Here is a 26,578-nt window from a genome sequence, read left to right as displayed (position 1 = left end):
TCCTCGGTTACTTTTTTATCTTCCGGGCACACTCGAACTATGCTCTGAGAGTGGCCTTGATCACACTTTTCTGCTCATCCCCGCTACTCCTCCCTGTCTAATCCCCTACGGGAGGAGGAAGAGGTGAAATGAGCCAGGCACACTAGCGCCAACTTGTGTTTTCTTTCTAAAGGATGCCGATCCCCTATGTCACAGCCTACCTTCAACAAAGCTCAATTCCAGGCTGCCCTGACGCGTCAGTGGCAGCGTTTTGGCCTTCATGCTGCAAACGAGATGACGCCTCACCAGTGGTGGCAGGCAGTGAGCGGTGCGCTCTCAGAGCAGCTGGATGCTCAACCTCTGGCAAAACCGGCAAACGGGCAGCGCCATGTAAACTACATTTCAATGGAGTTCCTGATTGGCCGTCTGACGGGCAACAACCTGTTGAACCTCGGCTGGTATCAGGAGGTGGGTGATGTGCTGAAAGAGCACGATATTAACCTGACCGACCTGCTGGAAGAAGAGATTGACCCCGCGCTGGGCAACGGTGGTCTGGGCCGTCTGGCGGCCTGTTTCCTGGATTCCATGGCGACCGTCGGCCAGTCGGCGATTGGTTACGGTCTGAACTACCAGTACGGCCTGTTCCGTCAGTCCTTCGCTGACGGCCATCAGATGGAAGCGCCGGACGACTGGCATCGCAATACCTACCCGTGGTTCCGCCATAACGCGCAGCTGGACGTGCAGGTTGGCATTGGCGGGAAAGTGACGAAACAAGGTCTCTGGGAGCCTGCGTTCACCATTACCGGCGAAGCCTGGGATCTGCCGGTGCTTGGCTACCGTAACGGCGTGGCGCAGCCGCTGCGTCTGTGGCAGGCGAAGCACGCCCATCCGTTTAACCTGACCAAATTTAACGACGGCGATTTCCTGCGTGCCGAGCAGCAGGGCATCGACGCCGAGAAGCTGACCAAAGTTCTCTACCCGAACGACAACCACCTGGCCGGTAAAAAGCTGCGCCTGATGCAGCAGTACTTCCAGTGCGCCTGCTCCGTGGCGGACATTCTGCGTCGCCATCACCTGGCGGGCCGCAAGCTGGCGCAGCTGCCGGACTTCGAAGTCATTCAGCTCAACGACACGCACCCGACCATTGCCATCCCGGAACTGCTGCGCGTGCTGATTGACGAGCATCAGCTGAGCTGGGACGACGCCTGGTCCATCACCAGCCGTACCTTTGCCTACACCAACCACACCCTGATGCCGGAAGCGCTCGAATGCTGGGATGAGAAGCTGGTGAAAGCGCTGCTGCCGCGCCACATGCAGATCATCAACAAGATTAACGACCAGTTTAAAACCCTGGTGGATAAAACCTGGCCGGGCAACAAAGCGGTCTGGGCGAAGCTGGCGGTGGTTCACGATAAGCAGGTACGCATGGCGAACATGTGCGTAGTTAGCGGCTTTGCGGTGAACGGCGTGGCGGCGCTGCACTCGGATCTGGTGGTCAAAGATCTGTTCCCGGAATACCACCAGCTGTGGCCGACCAAATTCCACAACGTGACCAACGGCATTACGCCGCGTCGCTGGATCAAGCAGTGCAACCCGCTGCTGGCTGGCCTGCTGGACAAGACCCTGAAGAAAGAGTGGGCCAACGATCTGGACCAGCTCATCAACCTGGAAAAATACGCTGACGACGCGAAATTCCGCGAACAGTACCGCTCGATCAAGCTGGAGAACAAAGTTCGCCTGGCGGCGTTCGTGAAAGCGCGCACCGGGATTGAGATCAACCCAAATGCGATTTTCGATATCCAGATCAAACGCCTGCACGAGTACAAACGTCAGCACCTGAACCTGCTGCACATTCTGGCGCTGTACAAAGAGATCCGCGAGAACCCGCAGGCTGACCGCGTGCCGCGCGTGTTCCTGTTCGGCGCGAAGGCGGCGCCGGGCTACTACCTGGCGAAAAACATTATCCTCGCCATCAATAAAGTGGCGGCGGCGATCAACAGCGATCCGAACGTGGGCGACAAGCTGAAGGTGGTATTCCTGCCGGATTACTGCGTCTCGGCGGCTGAAATGCTGATCCCGGCGGCGGATATCTCCGAGCAGATCTCAACCGCAGGAAAAGAAGCCTCCGGTACCGGCAACATGAAGCTGGCGCTGAACGGCGCGCTGACCGTCGGCACGCTGGACGGGGCGAACGTCGAAATCGCCGAGAAGGTGGGCGAAGAGAATATCTTTATCTTCGGCCACACCGTGGAAGAGGTGAAAGCCATCAAGGCCAAAGGCTACGACCCGGTGAAATGGCGTAAGAAAGACAAAGTGCTGGACGCGGTGCTGAAGGAGCTGGAGAGCGGCAAATACAGCGACGGCGACAAGCACGCGTTTGACCAGATGCTGCACAGCATGGACAAACACGGCGGTGACCCGTATCTGGTCATGGCGGACTTCACGGCCTACGTTGAAGCGCAAAAACAGGTCGACGTGCTGTATCGCGACCAGGAAGCGTGGACCCGGGCGTGCATTCTGAACACCGCCCGCTGCGGTATGTTCAGCTCTGACCGCTCAATCCGTGATTATCAGGCCCGTATCTGGCAGGCAAAACGCTAAGGAAGCGCGATGGAGAGTAAACGTCTGGACAGTGCCGCGCAGGCGGCGGGAATTAGCCTCAGTTACATTAATGCTCACGGCAAACCACAGTCTATTGGCGCCGACACCAAAAGACGTTTGCTGGATGCCATGCACAAAACCGACGCGAAAGCGTCGGCTGCGCCGGTGCCGAACGTGAAGGTATTCACCGCAGGTAAAAAGATGCCGCTCGCGGTGGAAGGGCGCGGCGAGTTTAGCTGGCTGCTCACGACCGAAGAGGGGCATCAGCACAAAGGCCACGCCACCGGCGGCAAAACCCTTAACCTTCCGGCGAAGCTGCCGGAGGGCTACCACACCCTGACGCTCACCCAGGACGATCGGCGTTTCCACTGCCGGGTGATCGTCGCGCCAAAACGCTGCTACGAGCCGCAGGCGCTGCTCGAAGGGAAAAAGCTGTGGGGCGCCTGCGTGCAGCTCTACACGCTGCGCTCCGACAGCAACTGGGGGATCGGTGATTTTGGCGATCTGAAGAACATGCTGGCATCCGTGGGCGAGCGCGGCGGCGCGTTTATCGGCCTCAACCCGATCCATGCCCTCTATCCGGCCAACCCGGAGAGCGCCAGCCCGTACAGCCCGTCCTCCCGTCGCTGGCTGAACGTGATTTATATCGACGTTAACGCCTTAGATGATTTCAAAAACAGCAAAGAGGCGCAGGCCTGGTGGAAACTCAGTACCACGCAGCAGGCGCTGAAGCAGGCGCGCGAAGCCGACTGGGTGGACTATTCCACCGTCACGGCGCTGAAAATGGCCGCGCTGCGCCTGGCGTGGAAAGGCTTTTCGCAGCGCGATGACGAGCAGATGGCGGCGTTCCGCCAGTTCGTGACGCAGGAGGGCGAGAGCCTGTACTGGCAGGCGGCGTTCGATGCGCTGCACGCGTATCAGGTGAAAGAGGACGAAATGCGCTGGGGCTGGCCGGTCTGGCCTGAAGCGTATCAATCCGTCGACACGCCGGAAGTGAAAGCGTTCTGTAAAAAATATGCTGATGAAGTGGACTTCTACCTGTGGCTGCAGTGGCTGGCGTACAGCCAGTTTGCCGCCTGCTGGCAGGTGAGCCAGGGCTATAAAATGCCGATTGGCCTGTACCGCGATCTGGCCGTCGGTGTGGCAGAGGGCGGCGCGGAAACCTGGTGCGACCGTGAACTCTACTGCCTGAAGGCCTCCGTCGGCGCGCCACCGGATATCCTGGGGCCGCTCGGCCAGAACTGGGGCTTACCGCCGATGGATCCACACGTCATGGCGGCGCGCGCCTACGAGCCGTTTATCGACCTGCTGCGCGCCAACATGCAGAACTGCGGGGCGCTGCGTATCGACCACGTGATGTCTGTGCTGCGCCTGTGGTGGATCCCGTACGGTGAAACGGCGGATCACGGGGCATACGTGCAGTATCCGGTTGACGATCTGCTGTCGATCCTGGCCCTGGAAAGCAAGCGTCACCAGTGCATGGTGATCGGTGAAGATCTCGGTACCGTGCCGGTGGAGATTGTCAGCAAGCTCCGCGACAGCGGCGTCTACTCCTATAAAGTGCTCTATTTTGAAAACGACCATGAGAAAACCTTCCGCGCGCCACAAGCGTACCCTGAACAGTCAATGGCAGTCGCGACGACGCATGACCTTCCTACGCTTCGTGGCTATTGGGAAAGCGGCGATCTGACCCTTGGCAAAACGCTGGGCCTGTATCCTGACGAAGAGGTGTTACGCGGTCTTTATCAGGATCGCGAGCTCTCCAAACAGGGGCTGCTGGATGCGCTGCATAAGCATGGCTGTCTGCCGAAGCGCGCCGGGCATAAAGCGTCGCTGATGGCGATGACTGCGACACTCAACCGCGGTTTGCAGCGCTATATTGCCGACAGCAACAGTGCGCTGCTGGGCCTGCAGCCGGAAGACTGGATTGATATGGCGGAGCCGGTGAACATCCCGGGTACCAGCTATCAGTACAAGAACTGGCGTCGCAAGCTGTCCACCACGCTTGAGGCGATGTTTGCCGATGACGGGGTGAACAGGCTGATCAAGGATTTGGATAAGCGGCGAAAAGCTGCTGGTAAGAAGTAATAAAAAACCCGCCAGTGGCGGGTTTTTTATTATCAGGTAGTGCTCATGTAGGTCGGGTAAGGCGTAGCCGCCACCCGACTTAGGGCATCAGACCACCATATTCAGCAGCAGCACCCCGACCAGACCGCACACCGAAATAATGGTTTCCAGCGCGGACCAGGACTTGATGGTTTCACCGATCGTCAGGTTGAAGTACTCCTTGAACAGCCAGAAGCCCGGATCGTTTACGTGAGAGAAAATCACGCTACCGGAACCGACGGCGATAACCATCAGCTCAGGGCTCACGCCCGTGGTGGCAATCAGCGGCGCAACGATGCCGCCTGCGGTGATCGCTGCAACGGTCGCAGAACCCAGCGCAATACGCAGAACCGCGGCAATAGACCAGGCCATCAGTAGCGGCGACACGTTGGTTTCATGCATCATGGCAGCGATGTATTTGTCCACGCCGCTGTCGACCAGAACCTGTTTGAACGCACCGCCACCGCCGATGATCAGCAGCATCATGGCAATGATTTTGATGGAAGAGGTCAGCGTGTCGTTGATCTGATCCATGGAGCGGCCGCGGTTCAGACCGAAAGTGAACATCGCGATCAGCACGGCAATCAGCGTTGCCATCACCGGGTCACCCAGGAATTCTGCAACGGACAGGAACGCATGACCTTTTGGCAGAACCATCTCTGCCACGGCGCGCATCGCCATCAGGATCACCGGTACCAGAGAGGTCCAGACGCTGACGCCAAAGCCAGGCATCTCTTCTTCGGTGAAGGTTTTGGCGCTGTACAGACCTTCCGGAATCGGCTTATCAATGCCTTTCAGGAAGCGGGCATAAACCGGGCCTGCCAGAATCACCGTTGGGATCGCCAGAATCGTGCCGAACAGAAGGGTTTTACCCATGTCGGCGTGGAAGATGGTGGCGATAGCGGTTGGGCCCGGGTGCGGCGGCAGGAAGCCGTGGGTCACGGACAGCGCCGCGGCCATTGGCACACCGACATACAGCAGCGGGATGCTCGCGGCAGCCGCAATGGTGAACACCAGCGGCAGCATCAGCACGAAGCCTACTTCATAGAACAGCGCGAAACCAACGGTAAAGCCGGTTAACACCACTGCCCACTGAATGTTCTTCTTACCAAATTTGTCGATAAGCGTGGTGGCAATACGCTGGGCGCCACCGCAGTCCGCCAGCATTTTACCGAGCATGGCGCCGAAGCCCATGATCAACGCCAGGCTGCCGAGCGTGCCGCCGACACCGGCTTTAATCGAGCTGATAACTTTAACCAGCGGCATCCCCTGCATCAGACCGACTGCAAGTGCCACCAGAACCAGAGCGATAAATCCGTTCATTTTGAAGCGGATCATCAAGAGCAGTAATAACACAACACCGATAGCAACGATGACTAATGGCATGATTTACCTGGCCTTTGAATTGTTATGGGTAACGTCATTGTTTCAACGACAAATTCCGGTTGTCCCAACTGGGAACAGAGAAGTAACGGCACTAATACTGATGCCTTTTAAACGATTAAGTTTAGTCGGCTGTTATGAGTGTGCTTAGTGCCCATGAGAATGATACGGGTAACATGGCGTGATTGAGAATCACCCTGGAAGGCAAAATGTGAATTATGAGACGCAGGTCAACATATAGAGGGGAGTGAAGAGGGGGAGCAGGGTTTTGTAGGCCCGGTAAGCGCAGCGCCACCGGGCAATACAGACGGGCAATGAATCAGTAGTAAGAGTGCTCGCCGCGCTGGTGTTCGGTCAGGTCACGCACGCCTTTCAGTTCCGGGAACTCGTTCAGCAGCTGCTTCTCGATCCCTTCTTTCAGGGTGACATCGACCATTGAACAGCCGTTACAGCCGCCGCCAAACTGCAGAATGGCAAAACCTTCGTCGGTAATTTCCATCAGGGAAACACGACCGCCATGGCCAGCCAGCTGCGGGTTAATCTGGGATTGCAGTAGATACTCAACGCGCTCCATCAGCGGGGCATCGTCAGACACTTTACGCATTTTCGCGTTCGGTGCTTTCAGGGTCAGCTGAGATCCCAGCTGATCGGTGACGAAGTCGATCTCCGCATCTTCAAGATACGGTGCGCTTAGCTCATCAACATAGGCGGTGAGCTGTTCAAATTTAAGGGCAGTGTCGGTGGCTTCCACGGCGTCCGGAGGACAATAAGAAACACCACATTCTGCATTCGGCGTGCCTGGATTGATCACAAACACACGGATCTGCGTCCCTTCTTCCTGATTTGCCAGCAGTTTGGCAAAGTGCGCTTGTGCAGAATCGGAAATACGGATCATAGCTTTGGCCTAATAGTTGACTAAATTACCTGGGTATAATCATACGCCCATTGAAGAAGGGCTACAAGGTACGGCACAGACACCATACCTGAACCGACGCGGCGCCGCTTTGCAAAAGCAGTCGGGAAAGTTCAGCAACGGTACTGCCTGTGGTGACGACATCATCCACAATCGCGATATGGAGACCGTCGACCGGCAATTCAAGGCGAAAGGCATTTTTGAGGTTTCTTTTGCGAAGCCGGGCGCTGAGCTGATGCTGGATGGCGGTGGCATGAACACGCGTCAGCGCGCGGGCATCATACTGACAGCCAAGCCACCGGGCGAGGGGACGGCAGATCAGGTCGCTCTGATTGTAACCGCGTCGCCAGTGGCGGCGTCGGTAGAGGGGGACATTCACCACCCTGTCGATTTTCGGCAATGCGCGGTGGCGCCGCGCCTGCAAAACCGCCAGCAGTAGCAGTCGCGCAAGGGGCTGTGCCAGGGAACTCTGGCCGGAAAACTTCAGCGCGTGAATCAGCCTGCTCAGCGGCGGAACATAATCATCCACCGCCACCAGCGCGCTCCACGGCGGGGATTTTTTCAGGCACCGGCCACAGGGCAAAGAGGGATTTGTGGCCGGTAAACCACATTGTGGACAGATCCCGATACGCCATTGCAGCGATCGCGTACAGACGGAGCAGATGCCCCACCTGCTGAGTGCCAGCGGCATTCGGCATAGCCAGCACAACCCAGGTACTGTTAGCATGTGCAACCTCCATGTGAAAAAGAGAACAGTAACTGATGAAGACGCTGTGGTGGCAGACCGTCGGAACGGGAAATTGCCATCTTGTGCTGCTGCACGGATGGGGACTGAATGCTGAAGTGTGGCGTTGCGTAAGCGAGGAACTTGCCTCGCAATTTACGCTGCATCTGGTGGATTTGCCGGGTTATGGCCGCAGCCGCGGCTTTGGCGCGATGTCGCTTGATGAGATGGCGCAGCAGGTTCTGGACACCGCGCCGCAAAACGCTGTCTGGCTGGGCTGGAGCCTGGGCGGGCTGGTGGCAAGCAAGATTGCGCTGGATAACCCCGGGCGCGTGAGCGCGCTGGTTACCGTTGCCTCGTCACCCTGCTTTAGCGCGCAGGACGCGTGGCCGGGGATCAAGCCTGAAGTGCTGGCAGGGTTCCAGCAGCAGCTAAGCGACGATTTCCAGCGGACGGTGGAGCGTTTTCTCGCGCTGCAGACGATGGGTACAGAAACCGCGCGTCAGGACGCGCGCACGCTGAAGCAGACCGTGCTGTCGCTGCCGATGCCTGACGTTGAGGTGCTTAACGGGGGGCTTGAGATACTCAAGACGATCGATCTGCGTGAACCGCTGGCGTCGCTGGCGCTTCCGCACCTGCGTATGTATGGCTATCTGGACGGGCTGGTTCCGCGTAAGGTGGTTCCACTGCTGGATAACCTGTGGCCGGAAAGCCAATCAATGGTGGTCGCTAAAGCGGCACACGCGCCATTTATTTCACATCCTGGCGAGTTTTGTTCGGCGCTGTCCGCCTTTATTCGCGCAGTGCCCACCACTCCCTGAGGCAGGCTTTTCCTTCCGGGCAATGTTTACAGCTGCCGGACAGACAACCGTCCGGCTCTTCCTGAATGCGCACCGCTTTCCCCATGGCTTCCAGTCTTTCCAGCATGGCGTCGATCATCGGCTGCGGCGTATGCAGGCTGAGGCTCAGCTGTTTCGCCTCCATTCGCCCCTGCAGTGCCAGCAGGTCACGAACCTGAATCAACGATGCCATGGGGTGTGCTCCTTAGTGACAGTCGCCTGCCGGGCTGTTGCAGCAGGTTGCGGCGGTTTTACGGTTTGCCAGCAGGTCGATGTCGACGCGGCTGCGTGCCCGCCGCAGCAGGCCGAGAACGATCACGTTAAACAGCACAACCGCGAGAATGCAGACCAGGCTGTAGCGCGGGTGCTGGCTGAAATTAACGGTTTGATAAAACAGCGTCGCCAGCGAATACGCGATGTTTAATCCCCACAGGATGGAGAAGCCCATCCAGCCGCGGCTGGACTCGCGGGCAATCGCCCCCATCACGGAGATGCATGGAATATAGAGCAGAACGAAGATGAGGTAGCTGTAGGCCGCGGACGCGCTGCCAAACTTCTCGCCCATCACGCCCATGGCACCGGTCGCCATCTCGCCGTCGCCTTTGCTCGCCTCAATCGGGTTCGCCAGCACGCTCAGGCTGAAGGTGTCCTTCAGGCTCTGCCAGGTTTCCTCTACGGCACCCAGCAGTTCGTCACCGAGGTGAAACTCCGCCGGGTTAAATTCCTGCTCCTGAATGTTCTCGGCGGTGTAGAGCGTGTTCAGGGTACCGACAACCACCTCTTTTGCCATCGCGCCGGTAAACAGCCCGACGGTTGCCTGCCAGTTATCCTCATGCACGCCAATCGGTTTGAAGACCGGCGTGATGACGCGGCTGACGGAGGCGAGGGCTGAGTCGTTAATGTTATCCGCTGCCTGTCCACTCAGGGTAAAGCTGTTCAGCGCGCTCAGGAAAACGCTGACGATGACAATCACCTTACCGGCGCGCAGGACGAAGCCTTTCAGGCGCTGCCAGGTCTGGATCGCCAGGCTTTTCAGATGGGGGACGTGGTACACCGGCAGCTCCATCACGAACGGTGACGCTTCACCGCGCATGATGGTGTGTTTCAGCATTAAGCCGGTCAGGATCGCCATCACGATGCCCAGCACGTACAGCGAGAAGACCGCCAGCGCGCCCTGCTGGCCAAAGAAGGCTGCCGCAAAGACCGCAAAGATCGCCAGACGGGCACCGCAGGACATAAACGGCGCCATCATGATGGTCATCAGACGCTCGCGCGGTGCATCCAGCGTGCGCGCGCCCATCACCGACGGCACGTTACAGCCGAAGCCGACGATCAGCGGGACGAAGGATTTGCCCGGCAGGCCCAGCGCCTGCATCAGACGATCCATCACGAACGCCGCGCGCGCCATGTAGCCGGAATCTTCCAGGAACGAGAGGAACAGGTACATCATGCCGATCTGCGGCACCAGCGGCAGAACGGTATTGATACCGCCGCCGATCCCCTGCGCGAGGAAGATGGTGAGCCATTCCGGGAAGTGCAGGGTGTAGCCCACCCACTGAATGCCGTGCACGAAGACCGCGACGGAACCGGCGTCAAAAATCGGCTGCAGCGCGCCACCGATGTTAATGGCGAGCAGGAACATCACGTACATCACCAGCAGGAAGATGGGCAAACCGAGGAAGCGGTTGAGCACAATCTTATCCACCGCCGCCGTAAAGCGGCTGGGTTCTGCCGTCAGCGCGTTACTGACCACGTCGCAGATCGAGGCGATAGCCTGGTAACGGGCATCGGCGATGTGCAGCGCCGGGTCGTCCAGCTCGTCGCTAAGACGGGCCACCGTCACGTCCAGCTTATCGGCCGCATGACCGGCATAAGCGCGGCTGTAAATATCCCCTTCCAGCATCTGCAGGCCAAGCCACAGGCGCTGTTTCGCAGGCATGGCTTTGTCCATCTCCTGCGCCAGCACGTTGGCTTCGCGCAGGAGAGGCTGGGCGTAATGCACCAGCTCAACGTCGCGATTTCCCGCGTGACGGTCAATGGCCAGCTTCAGCGCATCAATACCGCGCGCGCGCGTCGAGACCAGCGGAACGACCGGGCACCCGAGGCGCGCGGAGAGGGCATCAACGTCGATGCGTAGCTTTTGTTTCTCTGCGATGTCGAGCATGTTGAGCGCCACGATGCAGGGGATACCCAGCTCCAGCAGCTGCAGCGTCAGATAGAGGTTACGCTCGAGGTTTGAGGCATCGACCACGTTGATCAGCAGATCCGCGTCGCCGCCAAGAATGTAGTGACAGGCGATTTGCTCATCGAGCGAAGTTTGCGACGAAATGGTGGTTAAGGAGTAGGTACCGGGAAGGTCAACCAGCGTCACCTGGTTGTCTGTCGTCGTGAACTGGCCCTCTTTACGTTCAACCGTTACGCCCGCCCAGTTGCCCACGCGCTGGCGAGCCCCGGTCAGCTGGTTAAAAAGCGTAGTCTTGCCGGAATTAGGATTGCCAATTAAGCCAATAGTTAACTTTTTCATTTTTCTGGACTCACTGAAACCGCTGGCTTGTTATCGGGATAAGGCTTCGACTTCTATTAACGCGAGGTCTTTTTTACGCAGGACCAGATTCACGCGTCGGGTTTCGATATGAACCGGATCCCCTAACGGCGCCACGCGTACGACCTGGAATGACGAGCCGGGCAGCATGCCAAGCGACAGCAGCTTTTGCCGATAGGCCGGGCTAATTTCGCGGGTAAAACCGGTAATCTTCCATGCACTGTCTGGAGTGAATTGCATAACGCCTGATTCCACGAAAGGTTAAATTATCTACTATGCGATGATAATGAGAATAGTTTTTATCAGCAATATTAAAACTGTGACGGAATGTTGTTTACGGTATTAATTTACGGCCTGTTTGACCTTGCTCAATATTTGCTGCAATGCCGGGAAAACGAAAAGAGAGGTATTTGTTAACGGGGTGATAATTCGTGGTTTAAATATGGCTACACGCTATTTATTTTAATTCCCTGCGGCCTGCTTGCCGGGCGGCACTGCGTTTGCCCGGCCTACAAAACCGTAGGCCCGGTAAGCGTAGCGCCACCGGGCATGTACAACCTTAGCGTTTTTTACCCATCGCGGCCGCCAGCGCATCCATCATCGCGCTGTTGCCTGCAGGCTGGGCGTCACGTCCACGCGGCTTCGCGGCTTTCGCGGCCGGACGCTGCTGCTCGCGGCCCCCGCCGTTGCCGCCGCGGCGCGCGCTGGTGTCACCCGGCTGCTCGTCCAGACGCATGGTCAGGGCGATACGCTTGCGCTGCAGATCCACTTCCAGCACTTTGACCTTCACGATGTCGCCCGCTTTGACCACGGTGTGCGGGTCTTCAACGAACTTGTCGGCAAGGGATGAGATATGGACCAGGCCATCCTGATGCACGCCGATATCCACAAACGCGCCAAAGTTGGTGACGTTGGTCACCGCACCTTCCAGCACCATCCCTGGCAGCAGGTCGTTCATGGTCTCGATACCGTCAGCAAAGGTCGCCGTTTTGAACTCAGGACGCGGATCGCGGCCCGGTTTTTCCAGCTCTTTAATAATGTCGGTAACGGTTGGCACACCAAATTTGTCGTCAGTGAAATCAACGGCTTTCAGGTTGCGCAGGGCGCTGCTGTCGCCCATGAGATCCTTCAGCGCCTGCTGGGTGGCGGCCAGGATGCGTTCCACCACCGGGTACGCTTCCGGGTGAACGGTGGAGGCATCGAGCGGGTTATCGCCGTGGTTGATGCGCAGGAAGCCCGCGCACTGCTCAAACGCTTTTGGCCCCAGACGGCTTACCTTCAGCAGCTGCTGACGGTTCTGGAACTGGCCGTTCTCATCGCGCCAGGCGACGATGTTTTGCGCCATCATGCGGGTTAAGCCCGCTACGCGGGTCAGCAGAGGGACGGAGGCGGTGTTCAGGTCAACGCCAACGGCGTTTACGCAGTCTTCCACCACCGCATCCAGCTTGCGCGCCAGCTGAGTCTGGCTCACGTCATGCTGATACTGGCCCACGCCGATCGATTTCGGGTCGATCTTCACCAGTTCCGCCAGCGGATCCTGCAGGCGGCGAGCGATCGAGACCGCACCGCGCAGGGAAACGTCCAGGTCCGGGAACTCCTGGGCCGCCAGCTCGGACGCGGAATAGACGGACGCCCCGGCCTCGCTGACGATCACTTTCTGCGCCGTCACTTTCGGGAACTGCTTCTGCACGTCGAGGTAGAAACGTTCGGTTTCGCGGGACGCCGTACCGTTGCCGATGGCGACAAGTTCGACGTTGTATTTTTCGCACAGCGCCGCCACCACGACGGCCGCTTTCGCTGCCTGGCCGGTATGCGGATAGATGGTGTCGGTGGCGACCAGCTTGCCGGTGCCGTCAACGACAGCGACTTTTACACCGGTACGCAGACCCGGATCGAGACCCATGGTCGCGCGCAGGCCAGCAGGGGCGGCCATCAGCAGGTCGTGCAGGTTGCGGGCGAAGACGTTGATGGCTTCATCTTCGGCGCGTTCGCGCACGGTGCCCATCAGCTCGGTTTCGAGGTGCATCAGCACCTTGATGCGCCAGGTCCAGCTCACCACGCCTTTGCGCCAGCTGTCAGCCGGGGCGTTGTTCAGGCGCAGGCCGAGATGGTCGATGATGATCTGCTCGCAGTGGCTCTCTTTCGGCGGCTCGTCAAACTGCGGGTCGGCGTTCAGGGAGAGCTGCAGCACGCCTTCGTTGCGGCCGCGGAACATTGCCAGCGCGCGGTGGGAAGGGGTGGTGGAAATCGGTTCGTGGTGATCGAAGTAGTCGCGGAATTTCGCGCCTTCTTCCTCTTTACCCGCGACGACGGTAGAGACGATGTGGGCGTTCTTCCACAGATAATCACGCACTTTAGCGAGGAGGGCGGCATCTTCCGCGAAGCGCTCCATCAGAATGTAGCGCGCGCCGTCGAGGGCGGCCTTGGTGTCCGCTACGCCTTTGTCGGCGTCGATGAATTTCGCCGCTTCGGTATCCGGATCGTGGGACGGCTCGTTCCACAACAGGTCGGCCAGCGGCTCAAGACCCGCTTCAATTGCAATCTGTCCGCGCGTGCGGCGCTTCGGCTTGTACGGCAGATAGAGGTCTTCGAGTTCGGTTTTGCTCAGGGTGCCATTGATGGCGCTTTCCAGTTCGCTGGTCAGCTTGCCCTGTTCGCCGATGGATTTGAGGATCGCCTGACGACGTTCTTCCAGTTCGCGCAGATAACCCAGACGGGTCTCCAGGTTACGCAGCTGCGTGTCATCCAGACCGCCGGTGACTTCCTTACGATAGCGTGCAATAAACGGCACGGTGTTCCCTTCATCAAGCAGGCGAACGGCAGCTTCTACCTGTTCGGCTCTGGCCTGAAGTTCACCCGCAATAATGCGGCAGAGCGAATCTTTCATCATGGCTTTATCATCTGTTGAGTCGAAAAAATCAGGGGATAGTTATACGGGCTGACACGGCAAAATGCCAGCCGGGGAGGGCGCTCTCGGACTATTTTACGTAGACGATCTCATTAACGTACCAGCTGGCTTCACCGGCTGGGGTTTGCACGACGGCCAGATCGCCCACTTCCTTTTTCAGCAGCGCGCGGGCCATCGGGGAGTCGATGGAGATGTAATCCTTACGACCAAAAATTTCATCGTAGCCGACGATGCGAAAACGCAGGGTGTCACCGTCGTCGTTTTCAATCTCCACCCACGCGCCGAAGAAGACTTTGCCCTCCTGCTGCGGGGAGTAATCGACGATTTTCAGGTTCTCAAGGCACTTCGTCAGATAGCGTACACGGCGGTCAATTTCGCGCAGCCGCTTCTTGTTGTACTGGTAGTCAGCGTTTTCGCTGCGATCGCCCAGGCTCGCGGCCCAGGTCACCTTTTTGGTCACCTCAGGACGCTCTTCGCGCCAGAGGAAATCCATCTCTTTTTTGAGCTTCTCGTACCCTTCGCGGGTGATCAGGGGCGTTTTCATGGTGCTGCCTTTGCTGCCGGTTCTCTGTTTTGCGCACAATACGTACCACACAGTGTAACAGACAGGATTAATAATAATTTATGTGGTGAAATGAAAAGATAAGCTGCTGTTAAATATGCTTTGTAACAATTTCGACTAGAATTTATACCAGAATTAACTGGTCGAATACGTGCACTTTTTTAGAATACGCTGTTACAAAGACTATCCGAACCTTTGGGAGTACACACAATGCAAGAAAACTATAAAATTCTGGTCGTGGATGACGACATGCGCCTGCGTGCGCTGCTGGAGCGTTATCTGACCGAGCAGGGCTTCCAGGTTCGCAGCGTCGCGAACGCTGAGCAAATGGATCGTCTGTTGACCCGTGAATCTTTCCATCTGATGGTTCTCGACCTGATGCTGCCAGGCGAAGACGGGCTCTCTATCTGCCGCCGTCTGCGCAGCCAGAGCAACCCGATGCCGATCATTATGGTAACGGCGAAGGGCGAAGAAGTTGACCGTATCGTGGGCCTCGAAATCGGCGCCGACGACTACATTCCAAAACCGTTTAACCCGCGTGAACTGCTGGCGCGCATTCGCGCCGTGCTGCGCCGTCAGGCGAACGAGCTGCCGGGCGCACCGTCGCAGGAAGAAGCCGTTATTGCCTTCGGCAAGTTCAAGCTGAACCTCGGCACGCGCGAAATGTTCCGTGAAGACGAGCCAATGCCGCTCACCAGCGGCGAGTTCGCGGTGCTGAAAGCGCTGGTTAGCCACCCGCGTGAGCCGCTCTCCCGCGACAAGCTGATGAACCTGGCGCGTGGTCGCGAATACTCCGCAATGGAACGCTCTATCGACGTGCAGATCTCCCGTCTGCGCCGCATGGTGGAAGAAGATCCGGCGCATCCTCGTTATATTCAGACCGTATGGGGTCTGGGCTACGTGTTCGTTCCGGACGGCTCTAAAGCATGAGGCGAATGCGCTTCTCGCCGCGAAGCTCGTTTGCCCGCACCCTGTTACTGATCGTCACCCTGCTGTTCGTCAGCCTGGTGACGACCTACCTGGTGGTGCTGAACTTTGCGATCCTGCCGAGCCTCCAGCAGTTTAATAAGGTCCTGGCCTACGAAGTGCGTATGCTGATGACCGATAAGCTGCAGCTGGAGGACGGCACGCAGCTGGTTGTTCCCCCGGCGTTTCGTCGTGAAATCTACCGAGAACTGGGCATCTCGCTCTACTCGAATGAAGCGGCGGAAGACGCGGGTCTGCGCTGGGCGCAACACTACGAATTTCTCAGCCAGCAGATGGCGCAGCAGCTGGGTGGCCCGACGGAAGTGCGCGTCGAGGTCAACAAAAGCTCGCCCGTTGTTTGGCTGAAAACCTGGCTGTCACCCAACATCTGGGTGCGCGTCCCGCTGACCGAAATCCATCAGGGCGATTTCTCGCCGCTGTTCCGCTATACCCTGGCGATTATGCTGCTGGCGATAGGCGGAGCCTGGCTGTTTATCCGAATACAAAACCGACCGCTGGTCGACCTGGAGCACGCTGCGCTGCAGGTCGGTAAAGGCATTATTCCTCCTCCGCTGCGCGAGTATGGCGCCTCGGAAGTCCGCTCGGTGACGCGTGCGTTTAACCATATGGCGGCAGGCGTGAAGCAGCTGGCGGATGACCGTACGCTGCTGATGGCGGGGGTGAGCCATGACCTGCGCACCCCCCTGACGCGTATTCGTCTGGCGACGGAGATGATGGGGGAAGAGGATGGTTACCTTGCCGAGTCCATTAACAAGGACATCGAAGAGTGCAACGCCATCATCGAGCAGTTCATCGACTACCTGCGCACCGGCCAGGAGATGCCGATGGAAATGGCGGACCTGAACGCGGTGCTGGGTGAAGTGGTGGCGGCAGAAAGCGGCTACGAGCGTGAAATTGATACTGACCTTCAGGCCGGTGAAATTCAGGTTCGTATGCACCCGCTCTCCATTAAGCGCGCGGTGGCGAACATGGTGGTCAACGCGGCGCGCTACGGTAACGGCTGGATCAAAGTCAGCAGCGGGTCTGAGCTCAACCGCGCCTGGTTCCAGGTGGAAGACGACGGTCCGGGCATCAAGCCCGAGCAGCGTAAGCATCTGTTCCAGCCGTTTGTGCGCGGCGACAGCGCACGCAGCACCAGCGGTACGGGCTTAGGCCTGGCGATTGTGCAGCGTATTGTGGATAACCATAACGGGTTGCTGGAGATTGGTACCAGCGAGCGGGGCGGGTTGAGCATTCGCGCCTGGTTGCCGGTTCCGGTCACGCGGGGGCAGGTGAAAGAGAGTTGAAAAAAGGGTGGCACGAGCCACCCTTTTTTGTAGGTCGGGTAAGGCGAAGCCGCCACCCGACATGGACTACAGTTTTGGACCCGCGCTCACCAGCGCAGCACCCGCCGGGGTATCGGTATACTTCTCGAAGTTCTCGATAAACAGCTTCGCCAGCGATTCCGCTTTCTCGCGCCACTGTTCAGGCGAACCGTACGTATTGCGCGGGTCGAGGATATGCGTATCCACACCCGGCAGCGACGTTGGGATCGCCAGGTCAAACATTGGCAGCGTGAAGGTTTCGGCGTCGTCAAGAGAACCATCCAGAATGGCGTCGATAATGGCGCGGGTATCTTTGATGGAGATACGTTTGCCGGTACCGTTCCAGCCGGTGTTCACCAGGTATGCCTGCGCGCCGGATGCCTGCATGCGTTTCACCAGCACTTCAGCGTACTGCGTCGGGTGCAGCGACAGGAAGGCTGCGCCGAAGCAGGCGGAGAAGGTTGGGGTTGGCTCCGTCACGCCGCGCTCGGTACCCGCCAGCTTGGCGGTGAAACCGGAGAGGAAGTGGTACTGCGTCTGGCTGGCCGTCAGGCGAGACACCGGCGGCAACACGCCGAACGCATCCGCCGTCAGGAAAATGACCTTCGTGGCATGACCCGCTTTTGACACCGGCTTCACGATGTTGTCGATGTGGTAGATCGGATAAGAGACGCGGGTGTTTTCCGTTTTCGACGCATCGTCGAAGTCGATGGAGCCGTCGGCACGCACGGTGACGTTTTCCAGCAGCGCATCGCGACGGATCGCGTGGAAGATATCCGGCTCGGCCTCTTCAGACAGGCGAATGGTCTTCGCGTAGCAGCCGCCTTCAAAGTTGAATACGCCGTCGTCATCCCAGCCGTGTTCGTCATCACCAATCAGACGACGTTTTGGATCGGTAGACAGGGTGGTTTTCCCGGTGCCGGACAGGCCGAAGAAGACCGCCACGTCGCCTTTTTCACCGACGTTAGCCGAGCAGTGCATGGAGGCAATGCCCCGCAGCGGCAGCAGGTAGTTCATGACCGAGAACATCCCTTTCTTCATTTCGCCGCCATACCAGGTACCGCCGATCAGCTGGATACGCTCGGTCAGGTTGAAGGCAACAAAGTTTTCGGAGTTCAGACCCTGCTCTTTCCACTGTGGGTTGGTGCATTTCGCGCCGTTCATCACGATGAAATCAGGGGTGAAGTCCTGCAGCTCTTCGTCGGTTGGACGAATAAACATGTTTTTCACGAAATGCGCCTGCCAGGCCACTTCGGTGATAAAACGTACGGAGAGACGGGTGTCGGCGTTAGCGCCGCAGAAAGCGTCGACAATAAACAAACGCTTGCCGGAAAGTTGATGTGTGACGAGCCCTTTCAGGTGCTGCCAGGTTTCCGGAGAGAGCGGTTTGTTGTCGTTCTTCCCTTTGCCCTTGTCAGCCCACCACAGCGTATCGCGGGTGGTTTCGTCTCGGACGATATACTTATCTTTCGGCGAACGACCGGTAAAAATACCGGTATCGACGGCGATAGCACCAAGATTCGTCAACACACCGCGCTCGTATCCTTCCAGTGCTGGATTGAGCTCTTCCTGATACAGCGTATCGTAGTCGGGGTTGTAGACGACTTCCTGGACGTCGTGAATACCATAAGCCTTGAGATCTTGCGGGGTTAAACCAGTAACACGCATATCACTGCTCCTTAGCCAATATGTACTGCCTGAAATTGTAGGGTTTTTCTGAGGTTGTTTACCGCGACGGGGCTCATAGATTCACGCATCTGGACAAAACCCTTACTAACGGAAAACGCTGCGACTCCAGTCACAGCGCAGGCGGATTATCGCAGGAATCGCTTTTTTGTTGGGGAAAATGTTCCGAAAAGGTTAAAGGCTGGTGATTTTATCGGAAAGAATGTGAATGTAATCGCATACACGTAAGAAAATTACGTAAGAGTTACATTGGGAAAACGATTCAGCTTGGGGGGTGTTTTTTTACCCCTCAACCCAGCCCTCTTCCCAAACGGAAGAGGGTGAGGGGAAAGAGGTTTAGTGAACCTGCGGATCCGCCGGGGAGGCGTTGTTGCGGATCTCAGCGATATCCATCGAATTGAACACATAGTGCGTACCGCAGTAGTCACAGTGCATATCAATTTCGCCGTCTTCCGCCATGATGCTGTCGATCTCTTCATCCGGCAGGGTTTTCAGTGCGCCAGCGCAGCGCTCGCGGGAGCAGGTGCACTTAAACTCAACGGACTGCGGGTCGTAGACGGTCACTTCTTCTTCGTGGTACAGACGCCACAGCACGTCGGTCGCCGACAGGTTGAACAGCTCTTCCGCCTTGATGGTTTCGGTCAGTGTTGCCAGGTGCTCGAAATCATTGGTCTGCGCGTCCTGCGCAGGCAGAACCTGCAGCAGCATGCCGCCAGCAGCAGGCTGACCGTCCACTTCACCGGTGCGGATGAAGAGACGCGTCGGCAGCTGTTCAGAACGCATGAAGTAATCTTCCAGGCAGGCTGCCAGGGTATCGCCTTCCAGACCGACCACGCCCTGATAGCGTTCACCTTCCTCCGGGGAGATGGTGATCACCAGGTAGCCATTACCTACCAGCGTTTTGAGGTCAGCATTTTCAGGCACGTCGCCCTGAACGCGCGCCACGCCGCGCATCTGCTGCTGGTTATTGCCGTTGATCACCGCCAGCGACATTGGGCCGTCACCCTGCAGCTGCACGGTGATATCGCCGGCAAACTTCAGCGTTGCGGTCAGCAGGCTGGTGGCAACCAGCAGTTCGCCCAACAGGGTCTTCACCGGCAGCGGGTAGTTGTGGTTTTCCAGAATCTGTTTCCAGGTTTCGGATACGGTGACCAGTTCGCCGCGCACGGCGAATTGTTCAAACAGATAGCGGTGTAATTGGTCGTGTTGGGCCATTTTCATCTCTCGTGCGGGTGAGGGTTACTCGCTCTCACCGTGTTTAAATTTCATCAGATCGCGGCGCTCTTTTTTATCCGGTCGCCGGTCCGGGTGGGGCATGGTCAGCGCATTCATTTTGCGCGCCAGCGCGGTCTTCTCGCGCTTTTCTATGCTTTCCGCCGTCTCTTCATAAAGCAGGACGGCTTCCGGGGCGGGCCGTCGTTGTTCGGTAATGGCTTTAATCACTACCGTACGTTCATCGTTGCCCTGACGCAGCGTTAAGGTGGCATTCAGCTCAACCAGCTTGCTTGGTTTGCTGCGCTGGCCGTTGTAATGCACCTTTCCGCCGTCAATCATTTCGCGGGCAAGGGCGCGCGTTTTATAAAAACGCGCCGCCCACAGCCATTTATCCAGTCTTACCCCGTCAGAGGGTTTTTCTTTCATGGCCTCTCCTTCACGGTCAGTGAGGGGATCATCTGGCGGTAGTCGTTCAGTCCCGGGTGGCGCAGATAGCTTTTTTCAGCCAGGCCAGAGTCAGGATTGGTGACGCCCAGACAATAGCGAATGCCAAACCTTGCCGCGGAATCCAGAATGGGCTCGCTGTCGTCAATGAACAGCGTACGTTCCGGCTGCAAGCCCGTCTCTTCCTTCACCGCATGCCACAACCGCTGATCCTCTTTCGGATAACCAAATGTGTGGGTGGAAAGTAATAAATCAAGGTGTGATGCCAGACCCGTATGCTCCAGCTTCACGGCCAGGTTATGGGGATGCGCATTGGTCAGCAAAATACGGCGTTTGCCGCTTGCTTTCAGCGCATCCAGGAACGGAACCGTATCCTCGCGCAGTACGGCGCGTGGACCCTGGGCGGTGGTCATGGCACAAATATCCAGACCGAGGCGCTCGCTCCAGTAGTCCAGACAGTACCAGTTTAGCGTATGTTGCACGGCGCTATATTGCGAACGAATGAATGCCTGCGCTTCTGCCGGGGAGATTCCCTGCTGCTCGCCATAGGATTCCGGCACCAGCGTTTGCCAGAAATAGTTATCAAAGGCGAGATCGAGCAGCGTGCCGTCCATATCCAGCAGAACGGTGTCGACCTGCTGCCAGTCGATATCAAGATGCATAGGGGGGAACTCCAGCCAGAAGAAACGTGCGCGACAGGGTAGCACATCTTGTCGCGCAACGACGTTATCAGATCAGGCTCTCAGAGGAGGGGATCAGCTTAGGATTGAGGCAATTTTCATAATATTGCTGGATCTCTGCAAGCCGGGTGCGCGAGCGCTGGTAGCGTCGCAGGGCCATAAAGCCGTTCCAGAAAATGGCGATCAGCATCGCGGTCATCAGCAGAGAGGTGCCGATGTAGCGCCATAAACCTGCGCTATCTGGCATCCGGTGCAGGCCGATATGGCGCGTGCCGTTGGCGTCGGTATAAACACTCGTGACAATCCCTTCTGCGCTGAACGGCGTTTGCATCAGCATCTGCGCCAGGCGCTGGAACTGGCTCCACTGCTCCTGCGCCGGGTAGTCATAAAGCGCCACCTGCGGGTAAGGCTGATCGACCAGGTCGCTGCCTTCATCGCTTGCAATCACAAAGCCGCCCGGTGCCGGGCTGTTCAGCGCCTGAGCCGCCCGGGTGGTCTCGCGCATCATAAACGGTGATGTGGAGGTGGCGACCAGGTTATCCAGCGATTCAGCACTCACCGGACGCAGCAGCACGTTGACGCCATCCAGTCGTCCCGCTTCGGCGCGCTTTACCAGCGAGTCCCAGTCTTTACTGTTCCCGAGGTTGACCAGGGCATTTTTAAGACGTATGCACTCATCCTGCGAAGAACAGAGATCCTGCGTTTTCAGAACGATGTCACCAAAATCATCCAGCAGAACCATGCCTGATTTTTGAATGGCCGAACGCAGCGCAGGGCTGACGCGCGAATCATCGTCCGGTTTCGGGTGCAGCTGGCGGTTAACCGTCTGAGTAAGCGCCGTGGCTTTATTCACCACTTCTGATTCCGGCAGCGGCAGCGGCGGTGCGTCGTTCCAGATAATTTGCGAGCAATCGAAAGGCATGAACGGCGAGTTCTGACGCGTGTTCCATGCCCCCGGCGTGTGAATATTACACATCCCGGTTCCCTTCAGGCGCAGCGTGTCCCCCACGCGCACACCGGCTTCATCCAGTTTGTTGACGCTGGTCGCTTCAATGGTTTGCGCCCCTTTGATCCACGACAGGGTGAATTTGATGGGCATATCCAGCGGCACGAAAAGCAGCAGCATGACTAAGACCAGCGCCGCGCCCCCGGCAATGACCGTGCTGCGAAGCCAGTGCTGAAGCGGGAAATTTTTCACTTCATCATGCAGGGATAAGAAGCGCCCCTGACGCACAACGTGGCGGTCAAGGTAGATATCAATATCGGTTTTCTGGCCTAAATCCTGCGCGATCCACGGTTGCCAGTGGCGCGGGTAAATCAGGTCAATAATCCCGAGCGAGATATTGTTGAGGTGTTCCTGATCGTTTTCACCGAACAGACCCCAGCGCTTTGGCGTCCCGCGCAGGCAGTGGATCTCGCGCAACGAGGTTTTGGCCGGCGGAGCAAAGAGCCCCCAAAGCCCGCCCGCCAGCAGCAGCACCGCACCGCCCGCCAGCCAGGGGACAAACACATCCGGCGTCAGCAGGCAGAAAAAAAAGAGCAGGAAGGCGGCGACGATCAGTAGGGCTTCACGAATGCCGTCCGGGCGGCTCAGGGCGTACTCTTCATGCGTCTCCTGACGAATGTTCAGCAGTTCGATCTGCTCTGTCTCTTCGCCACGAATAGAAGCCTGCGTCGAACTGGCGCGCTCCAGCGCAAAACGCGGGGCTTCCTGAAGATATTCATTCAGCGTGTGACCGTTAAGCGAGATAACCAGAGGTAATGAATCGGTGTGAATCAGCTCAACGCTGTTTTCGTCATTAATGTATTGCTCCCAGGACGGAGGGAGATGCACTTCGACGGAATCAAGGTAATAGCGCCACTTGTTGGGGTCATCAGTCGTGATGCCGTAGCGCGTGATGGAACGCGTCACGCAGAGCACGGTATCACTCTGCGCATTAAGCTTTAACGCCACGGGCGCAGCGGTGGCACCCGTTGGCCCAGGCGTGAGCTGAGTACGGTTCAGGATTTCGAGATAGTTTTCAACCGCATCGCGCTCGTCTTGCGTGAGTTTACGCGTGGTCGCGCCCGCAAATGCAGTTAAAAAAGGCAGGCGATAACGGCGCTGTATGCGGCGCCTGTACAACCACCCTGCAACCAATGCGCCGGCCAGCATAGCAGCGAGAACAATCAAAATGGTGCTCATGCTTTCCCCATCTTACTTATCTTCTTACAGGTGTAGTCAGTAGCACCTTTACATTGAATGAGAGTCTGTGGCTGGCTATCGGCAAGTATGGAGTCGAACTTGAGCATTCTGAAGCGCATCCCAGTGACCGGTGATGATAGCAAAGCCTGTTATGGCGCGATATCAGCAAATTCCTGGAAACATTTCAACCTCTTGACATTTGTTTTGAATTGAGGACTGATCCCTGTTACGTTGCATAAATGTAAATAAAGAACGATTGACATTGCCGAAACCGTGCGGCGTATCGCACAATAACGCCAGTTCTCACTGCTAAGACCCATCACGATGAGCAAACCACTACAAAAACCCACCATTCTGAATGTTGAAACAGTCGCCAAATCGCGCCTGTTTAATGTCGAAAGTGTGGATCTGGAGTTCAGCAACGGTGTGCGTCGCGTTTATGAACGTATGCGCCCCTCGTCGCGCGAAGCGGTGATGATTGTGCCGATTGTCGACGATCATCTGATTTTGATCCGCGAATACGCTGTGGGAACGGAATCTTACGAGCTTGGGTTCTCGAAAGGGCTGATCGACCCGGGCGAAACCGTCTTTGAAGCGGCAAACCGCGAGCTGAAAGAAGAGGTGGGGTTCGGGGCGAATGAGCTTTCATTCCTGAAAAAACTGAGCATGGCGCCGTCCTATTTTTCCAGCAAAATGAATATCGTGGTGGCGGAAGATCTCTATCCTGAATCGCTGGAAGGGGATGAGCCGGAGCCGCTGCCGCAGGTTCGCTGGCCGCTGGCGCACCTGATGGATCTGCTGGAAGACCCTGACTTTAATGAGGCTCGCAACGTGAGCGCGCTGTTCCTGGTACGGGAGTGGTTGAAAGGGCAGGGGCGGCTGTAGCCCATAAAAAATGCCGGGTGGCGGCTTCGCCTGACCCGGCCTACGCTGTGTTGCCCGGTTTTTACCGGGCATTTTTACATTTAGAACAGCTCGTGCGTTTCGCCGTTATCGATAATCTCTGTACCCACCTCATGCACCGCCTGTGTGGTTGGCTGTGTGCCCTCGATGAAATACTCCTCGCGACTATTACCGCCGTTGGCGAGCTGGCCCGTGCTGCGGTCGATATTGACCGTCACCACGCCAGGCGGTGGCGTCAGCGGCTGCTCCGGCACGCCTTCAAGAACGGCCTTCATGTAGGCGTCCCAGGCTGGCTGCGCGCTCTTCGCGCCGCCTTCGTAGCCGGAAATCTGATCTTTAATCGCGCCGGAGGCCGTGGTACGCCCTAAATCGCGGCGGTGATCGTCGAAGCCGATCCAGACCGAGGTCACCACGCCCGGACCGTAACCGGAGAACCACGCGTCTTTCGAGCTGTTGGTTGTCCCCGTTTTACCGCCGATATCATGGCGCTGCAGATCGCGTCCTGCGCGCCAGCCGGTACCCTGCCAGCCTGGCTCACCGAAGATGTTGGTGTTCAGCGCGCTTTTGATCAGGAAAGACAGCGGCGTGTTGATCACATGCGGGGCGTATTCCTGCGCGCCGGTCTGCGCCACCAGCGCCTGATTCGCCTGCTCGAGCTGCGGCTGCGGCACCACGCCGTTCTGCTGCTCCTGCGACACGGCAGGATCTTCCATGTCCTTGTTTTCAAGTACTTCAGATTTCGGCGTATTGCCATAAATGACCGGAATATCGCAGTCAGGGCAGGCAATTTTCGGCTTCGCCTCGAACAGCACGCCGCCCTGATCGTTCTCGATCTTGCTGATGAAGTACGGGTCAATCAGGAAGCCGCCGTTGGCCATCACCGAGTATCCACGCGCGACCTGAAGCGGCGTAAAGGAGGCTGAGCCTAACGCCAGCGACTCGGTGCGAACGATGTTCTGCGCCGGGAAACCGAAGCGCTGCAGATACTCTGCGGCATAGTCGACGCCCATGGCGCGCATGGCACGCACCATCACCACGTTTTTCGACTGTCCCAGACCCTGACGAAGACGAATCGGGCCGGCATATTCCGCAGGGGAGTTTTTAGGCTGCCAGTCGGAACCCGCCCCCGCATCCCAGCGGGAGATTGGCACGTCGTTGAGGATGCTGGCGAGGGTCAGGCCCTTATCCATCGCGGCCGTGTAGAGGAACGGTTTGATATTGGAACCGACCTGACGCAGCGCCTGGGTGGCACGGTTAAATTTGCTCTGGTTGAAATCGAACCCGCCGACCAGGGCCAGTACAGCACCGTTCTGCGGATTGATAGAAACCAGGGCCGAGTTGACGTCCGGCACCTGCGCCAGCCACCAGGATTCGCCAACCTTGCGCACCCAGATTTGCTGCCCGGTCTGCACCGCATCGGTCACTTTACGCGGCGTGGCGCCCTGCAGGGTATCCGAGCGGTACGGACGCGCCCAACGGATACCGTCCATGCGCAGGGAGACGGACGTACCGTCCGCCAGCGTCGCAACGGCTTCCTGAGGATCGGCCTGCGTCACCACCGCAGGAAGGAGCGGCCCGTAGGTAGGCAGTGCTCTCAGCGTACTGATGATTTTTTTGCTGTCCCACGCGCTTTCGCCCACCTTCCAGAGCACGTTTGACGGGCCGCGATAGCCGTGACGCATATCGTAGTCCATCACGTTGTTGCGCACCGCGTCCTGCGCCGCCTGCTGCACTTTACGGGTGACGGTGGTGTACACGCGATAGCCATCTTCATAGGCCTTGTCGCCATAGCGATTCACCATCTCCTGGCGAACCATTTCGGTCAGGTAAGGCGCAGAGAAGGCGATCTCCGGAGCATGGTAGTTAGCGTCAATGACGTCGTTGCGCGCCTGGTCGTACTCGCTCTGGCTGATATAGCCTTCGCTCAGCATACGTGACAGGACGACGTTACGACGCGCGGTGGCGCGATCGAGCGAGTAGAGCGGGTTAAACGTGGACGGCGCTTTTGGCAGACCGGCGATAGTGGCCATTTCGCTTAAGGTGAGTTGCTCCACAGGCTTACCGAAGTACACCTGCGCAGCCGCCCCCACGCCATAGGCACGGTAGCCCAGGTAGATTTTATTGAGGTACAGCTCAAGGATCTCGTCTTTGCTCAGCAGCTGCTCAATACGGATCGCCAGGAACACCTCTTTGATCTTACGGGTCAGCGTCTTTTCAGGGCTGAGGAAGAAGTTACGCGCCAGCTGCTGCGTAATGGTACTCGCCCCCTGAGAGGCGTGACCAGAGAACAACGCAATGCTCGCGGCACGGAAAATCCCCACCGGATCGACACCGTGGTGCTCGTAAAAACGGCTGTCCTCCGTGGCGATAAAGGCTTTCACCATCACGGGTGGAATTTGGTTTAAGGTCAGCGGGATACGACGCTTCTCGCCATACTGCGCCATGAGCTCGCCATCGGCGCTATAGACCTGCATCGGGATCTGGAGACGCACATCGCGAAGCGTGGCGACATCAGGTAGCTGTGGCTCAATATATTTGTACAAACCGTAAATCGAGCCTGCTCCCAGCAGAATGCAACAGACTGCAAGGATGAATAAATACTTTACGAACTTCACCG

The 26,578-nt window shown here is 57.7% G+C and carries 20 protein-coding genes; 6 read left to right on the top strand and 14 right to left on the bottom strand.

Features of this window, described 5'->3' with window-relative positions; genetic code table 11:
* Positions 1 to 186: 186 nt before the first annotated feature.
* Positions 187 to 2,580, top strand: a complete 2,394-nt coding sequence (malP, locus tag BFV67_RS20570; RefSeq protein WP_069598847.1) for a maltodextrin phosphorylase — start codon at positions 187 to 189, stop codon at positions 2,578 to 2,580.
* 9 nt (positions 2,581 to 2,589) lie between these two features.
* Complete coding sequence (gene malQ / locus BFV67_RS20565) at positions 2,590 to 4,668, top strand: 4-alpha-glucanotransferase (protein WP_008503057.1); 2,079 nt, start codon at positions 2,590 to 2,592, stop codon at positions 4,666 to 4,668.
* Between the two features lie 87 nt (positions 4,669 to 4,755).
* Here malQ and gntT read toward each other — a convergent pair whose 3' ends face one another.
* The 3 genes from gntT to gntX all read right to left on the bottom strand — a co-directional run bounded on the left by gntT (position 4,756) and on the right by gntX (position 7,709).
* Positions 4,756 to 6,072 carry a gluconate transporter gene (gene gntT / locus BFV67_RS20560; RefSeq protein WP_013099097.1) on the bottom strand — a complete coding sequence of 439 codons (1,317 nt, stop codon included), beginning with the start codon at positions 6,070 to 6,072 and terminating at the stop codon, positions 4,756 to 4,758.
* Between the two features lie 316 nt (positions 6,073 to 6,388).
* The gene (nfuA, locus tag BFV67_RS20555) at positions 6,389 to 6,964 is read right to left on the bottom strand and encodes a Fe-S biogenesis protein NfuA (protein ID WP_008503055.1); all 576 of its coding nucleotides are present in this window, start codon (positions 6,962 to 6,964) and stop codon (positions 6,389 to 6,391) included.
* A gap of 61 nt (positions 6,965 to 7,025) precedes the next feature.
* Positions 7,026 to 7,709 carry a DNA utilization protein GntX gene (gntX, locus tag BFV67_RS20550; protein WP_023294725.1) on the bottom strand — a complete coding sequence of 228 codons (684 nt, stop codon included), beginning with the start codon at positions 7,707 to 7,709 and terminating at the stop codon, positions 7,026 to 7,028.
* 35 nt (positions 7,710 to 7,744) lie between these two features.
* Here gntX and bioH point away from each other — a divergent pair, with 35 nt between their 5' ends.
* Positions 7,745 to 8,527 carry a pimeloyl-ACP methyl ester esterase BioH gene (gene bioH, locus BFV67_RS20545; RefSeq protein ID WP_039267155.1) on the top strand — a complete coding sequence of 261 codons (783 nt, stop codon included), beginning with the start codon at positions 7,745 to 7,747 and terminating at the stop codon, positions 8,525 to 8,527.
* On the opposite strand, the gene feoC is transcribed toward bioH, so the two are convergent.
* The 5 genes from feoC to greB form a co-directional block, all read right to left on the bottom strand.
* Positions 8,499 to 8,738, bottom strand: a complete 240-nt coding sequence (feoC, locus tag BFV67_RS20540; protein WP_008503052.1) for a [Fe-S]-dependent transcriptional repressor FeoC — start codon at positions 8,736 to 8,738, stop codon at positions 8,499 to 8,501. The genes bioH and feoC overlap by 29 nt on opposite strands.
* A gap of 12 nt (positions 8,739 to 8,750) precedes the next feature.
* The gene (feoB, locus tag BFV67_RS20535) at positions 8,751 to 11,069 is read right to left on the bottom strand and encodes a Fe(2+) transporter permease subunit FeoB (RefSeq protein ID WP_021242189.1); all 2,319 of its coding nucleotides are present in this window, start codon (positions 11,067 to 11,069) and stop codon (positions 8,751 to 8,753) included.
* Between the two features lie 30 nt (positions 11,070 to 11,099).
* Positions 11,100 to 11,327 (bottom strand): ferrous iron transporter A, encoded by a 228-nt coding sequence (gene feoA, locus BFV67_RS20530; RefSeq protein ID WP_008503050.1) that lies wholly within the window; start codon positions 11,325 to 11,327, stop codon positions 11,100 to 11,102.
* A gap of 319 nt (positions 11,328 to 11,646) precedes the next feature.
* Entirely contained in the window at positions 11,647 to 13,977 is a 2,331-nt protein-coding gene (locus tag BFV67_RS20525) for a Tex family protein (RefSeq protein WP_021242190.1), read from the bottom strand.
* An 88-nt stretch (positions 13,978 to 14,065) separates the two neighbouring features.
* The gene (gene greB, locus BFV67_RS20520) at positions 14,066 to 14,539 is read right to left on the bottom strand and encodes a transcription elongation factor GreB (RefSeq protein ID WP_008503048.1); all 474 of its coding nucleotides are present in this window, start codon (positions 14,537 to 14,539) and stop codon (positions 14,066 to 14,068) included.
* A 228-nt stretch (positions 14,540 to 14,767) separates the two neighbouring features.
* Between greB and ompR the strand changes: the two genes are divergently transcribed.
* Both ompR and envZ read left to right on the top strand, forming a co-directional pair.
* A complete protein-coding gene (ompR, locus tag BFV67_RS20515; RefSeq protein ID WP_001157751.1) occupies positions 14,768 to 15,487 on the top strand; it encodes an osmolarity response regulator transcription factor OmpR in 720 nt (239 codons plus the stop codon).
* The gene (envZ, locus tag BFV67_RS20510; protein ID WP_008503047.1) at positions 15,484 to 16,830 is read left to right on the top strand and encodes a two-component system sensor histidine kinase EnvZ; all 1,347 of its coding nucleotides are present in this window, start codon (positions 15,484 to 15,486) and stop codon (positions 16,828 to 16,830) included. The genes ompR and envZ overlap by 4 nt, the downstream gene beginning before the upstream one ends.
* Before the next feature lie 66 nt (positions 16,831 to 16,896).
* Here the strand turns inward: envZ and pckA are convergent, their stop codons facing one another.
* The 5 genes from pckA to BFV67_RS20485 form a co-directional block, all read right to left on the bottom strand.
* Positions 16,897 to 18,516, bottom strand: coding sequence for a phosphoenolpyruvate carboxykinase (ATP) (pckA, locus tag BFV67_RS20505; RefSeq protein ID WP_021242192.1), 1,620 nt, complete (start codon positions 18,514 to 18,516; stop codon positions 16,897 to 16,899).
* 354 nt (positions 18,517 to 18,870) lie between these two features.
* Complete coding sequence (gene hslO / locus BFV67_RS20500; protein ID WP_161958630.1) at positions 18,871 to 19,755, bottom strand: Hsp33 family molecular chaperone HslO; 885 nt, start codon at positions 19,753 to 19,755, stop codon at positions 18,871 to 18,873.
* An 18-nt stretch (positions 19,756 to 19,773) separates the two neighbouring features.
* The gene (hslR, locus tag BFV67_RS20495; protein ID WP_008503044.1) at positions 19,774 to 20,175 is read right to left on the bottom strand and encodes a ribosome-associated heat shock protein Hsp15; all 402 of its coding nucleotides are present in this window, start codon (positions 20,173 to 20,175) and stop codon (positions 19,774 to 19,776) included.
* Positions 20,172 to 20,855, bottom strand: coding sequence for a GMP/IMP nucleotidase (gene yrfG, locus BFV67_RS20490; RefSeq protein ID WP_069598846.1), 684 nt, complete (start codon positions 20,853 to 20,855; stop codon positions 20,172 to 20,174). Before yrfG ends, hslR begins: the two co-directional genes overlap by 4 nt.
* A gap of 67 nt (positions 20,856 to 20,922) precedes the next feature.
* Positions 20,923 to 23,058, bottom strand: coding sequence for an intracellular growth attenuator family protein (locus BFV67_RS20485; RefSeq protein WP_008503042.1), 2,136 nt, complete (start codon positions 23,056 to 23,058; stop codon positions 20,923 to 20,925).
* Positions 23,059 to 23,382: 324 nt separating this feature from the next.
* On the opposite strand from BFV67_RS20485, the gene nudE reads away from it, so the two are divergent.
* Positions 23,383 to 23,943: an ADP compounds hydrolase NudE gene (nudE, locus tag BFV67_RS20475; RefSeq protein WP_008503041.1), complete on the top strand. Its 561-nt coding sequence runs from the start codon at positions 23,383 to 23,385 to the stop codon at positions 23,941 to 23,943.
* An 80-nt stretch (positions 23,944 to 24,023) separates the two neighbouring features.
* Here nudE and mrcA read toward each other — a convergent pair whose 3' ends face one another.
* Positions 24,024 to 26,576: a peptidoglycan glycosyltransferase/peptidoglycan DD-transpeptidase MrcA gene (gene mrcA, locus BFV67_RS20470; RefSeq protein ID WP_023326230.1), complete on the bottom strand. Its 2,553-nt coding sequence runs from the start codon at positions 26,574 to 26,576 to the stop codon at positions 24,024 to 24,026.
* Positions 26,577 to 26,578 lie beyond the last annotated feature (2 nt).

It is taken from the genome of Enterobacter roggenkampii, assembly GCF_001729805.1.
GTDB lineage: Bacteria > Pseudomonadota > Gammaproteobacteria > Enterobacterales > Enterobacteriaceae > Enterobacter > Enterobacter roggenkampii.
Note: the sequence above shows the minus strand (reverse complement) of the source record. Positions and strands in the feature narration are given on the sequence as shown.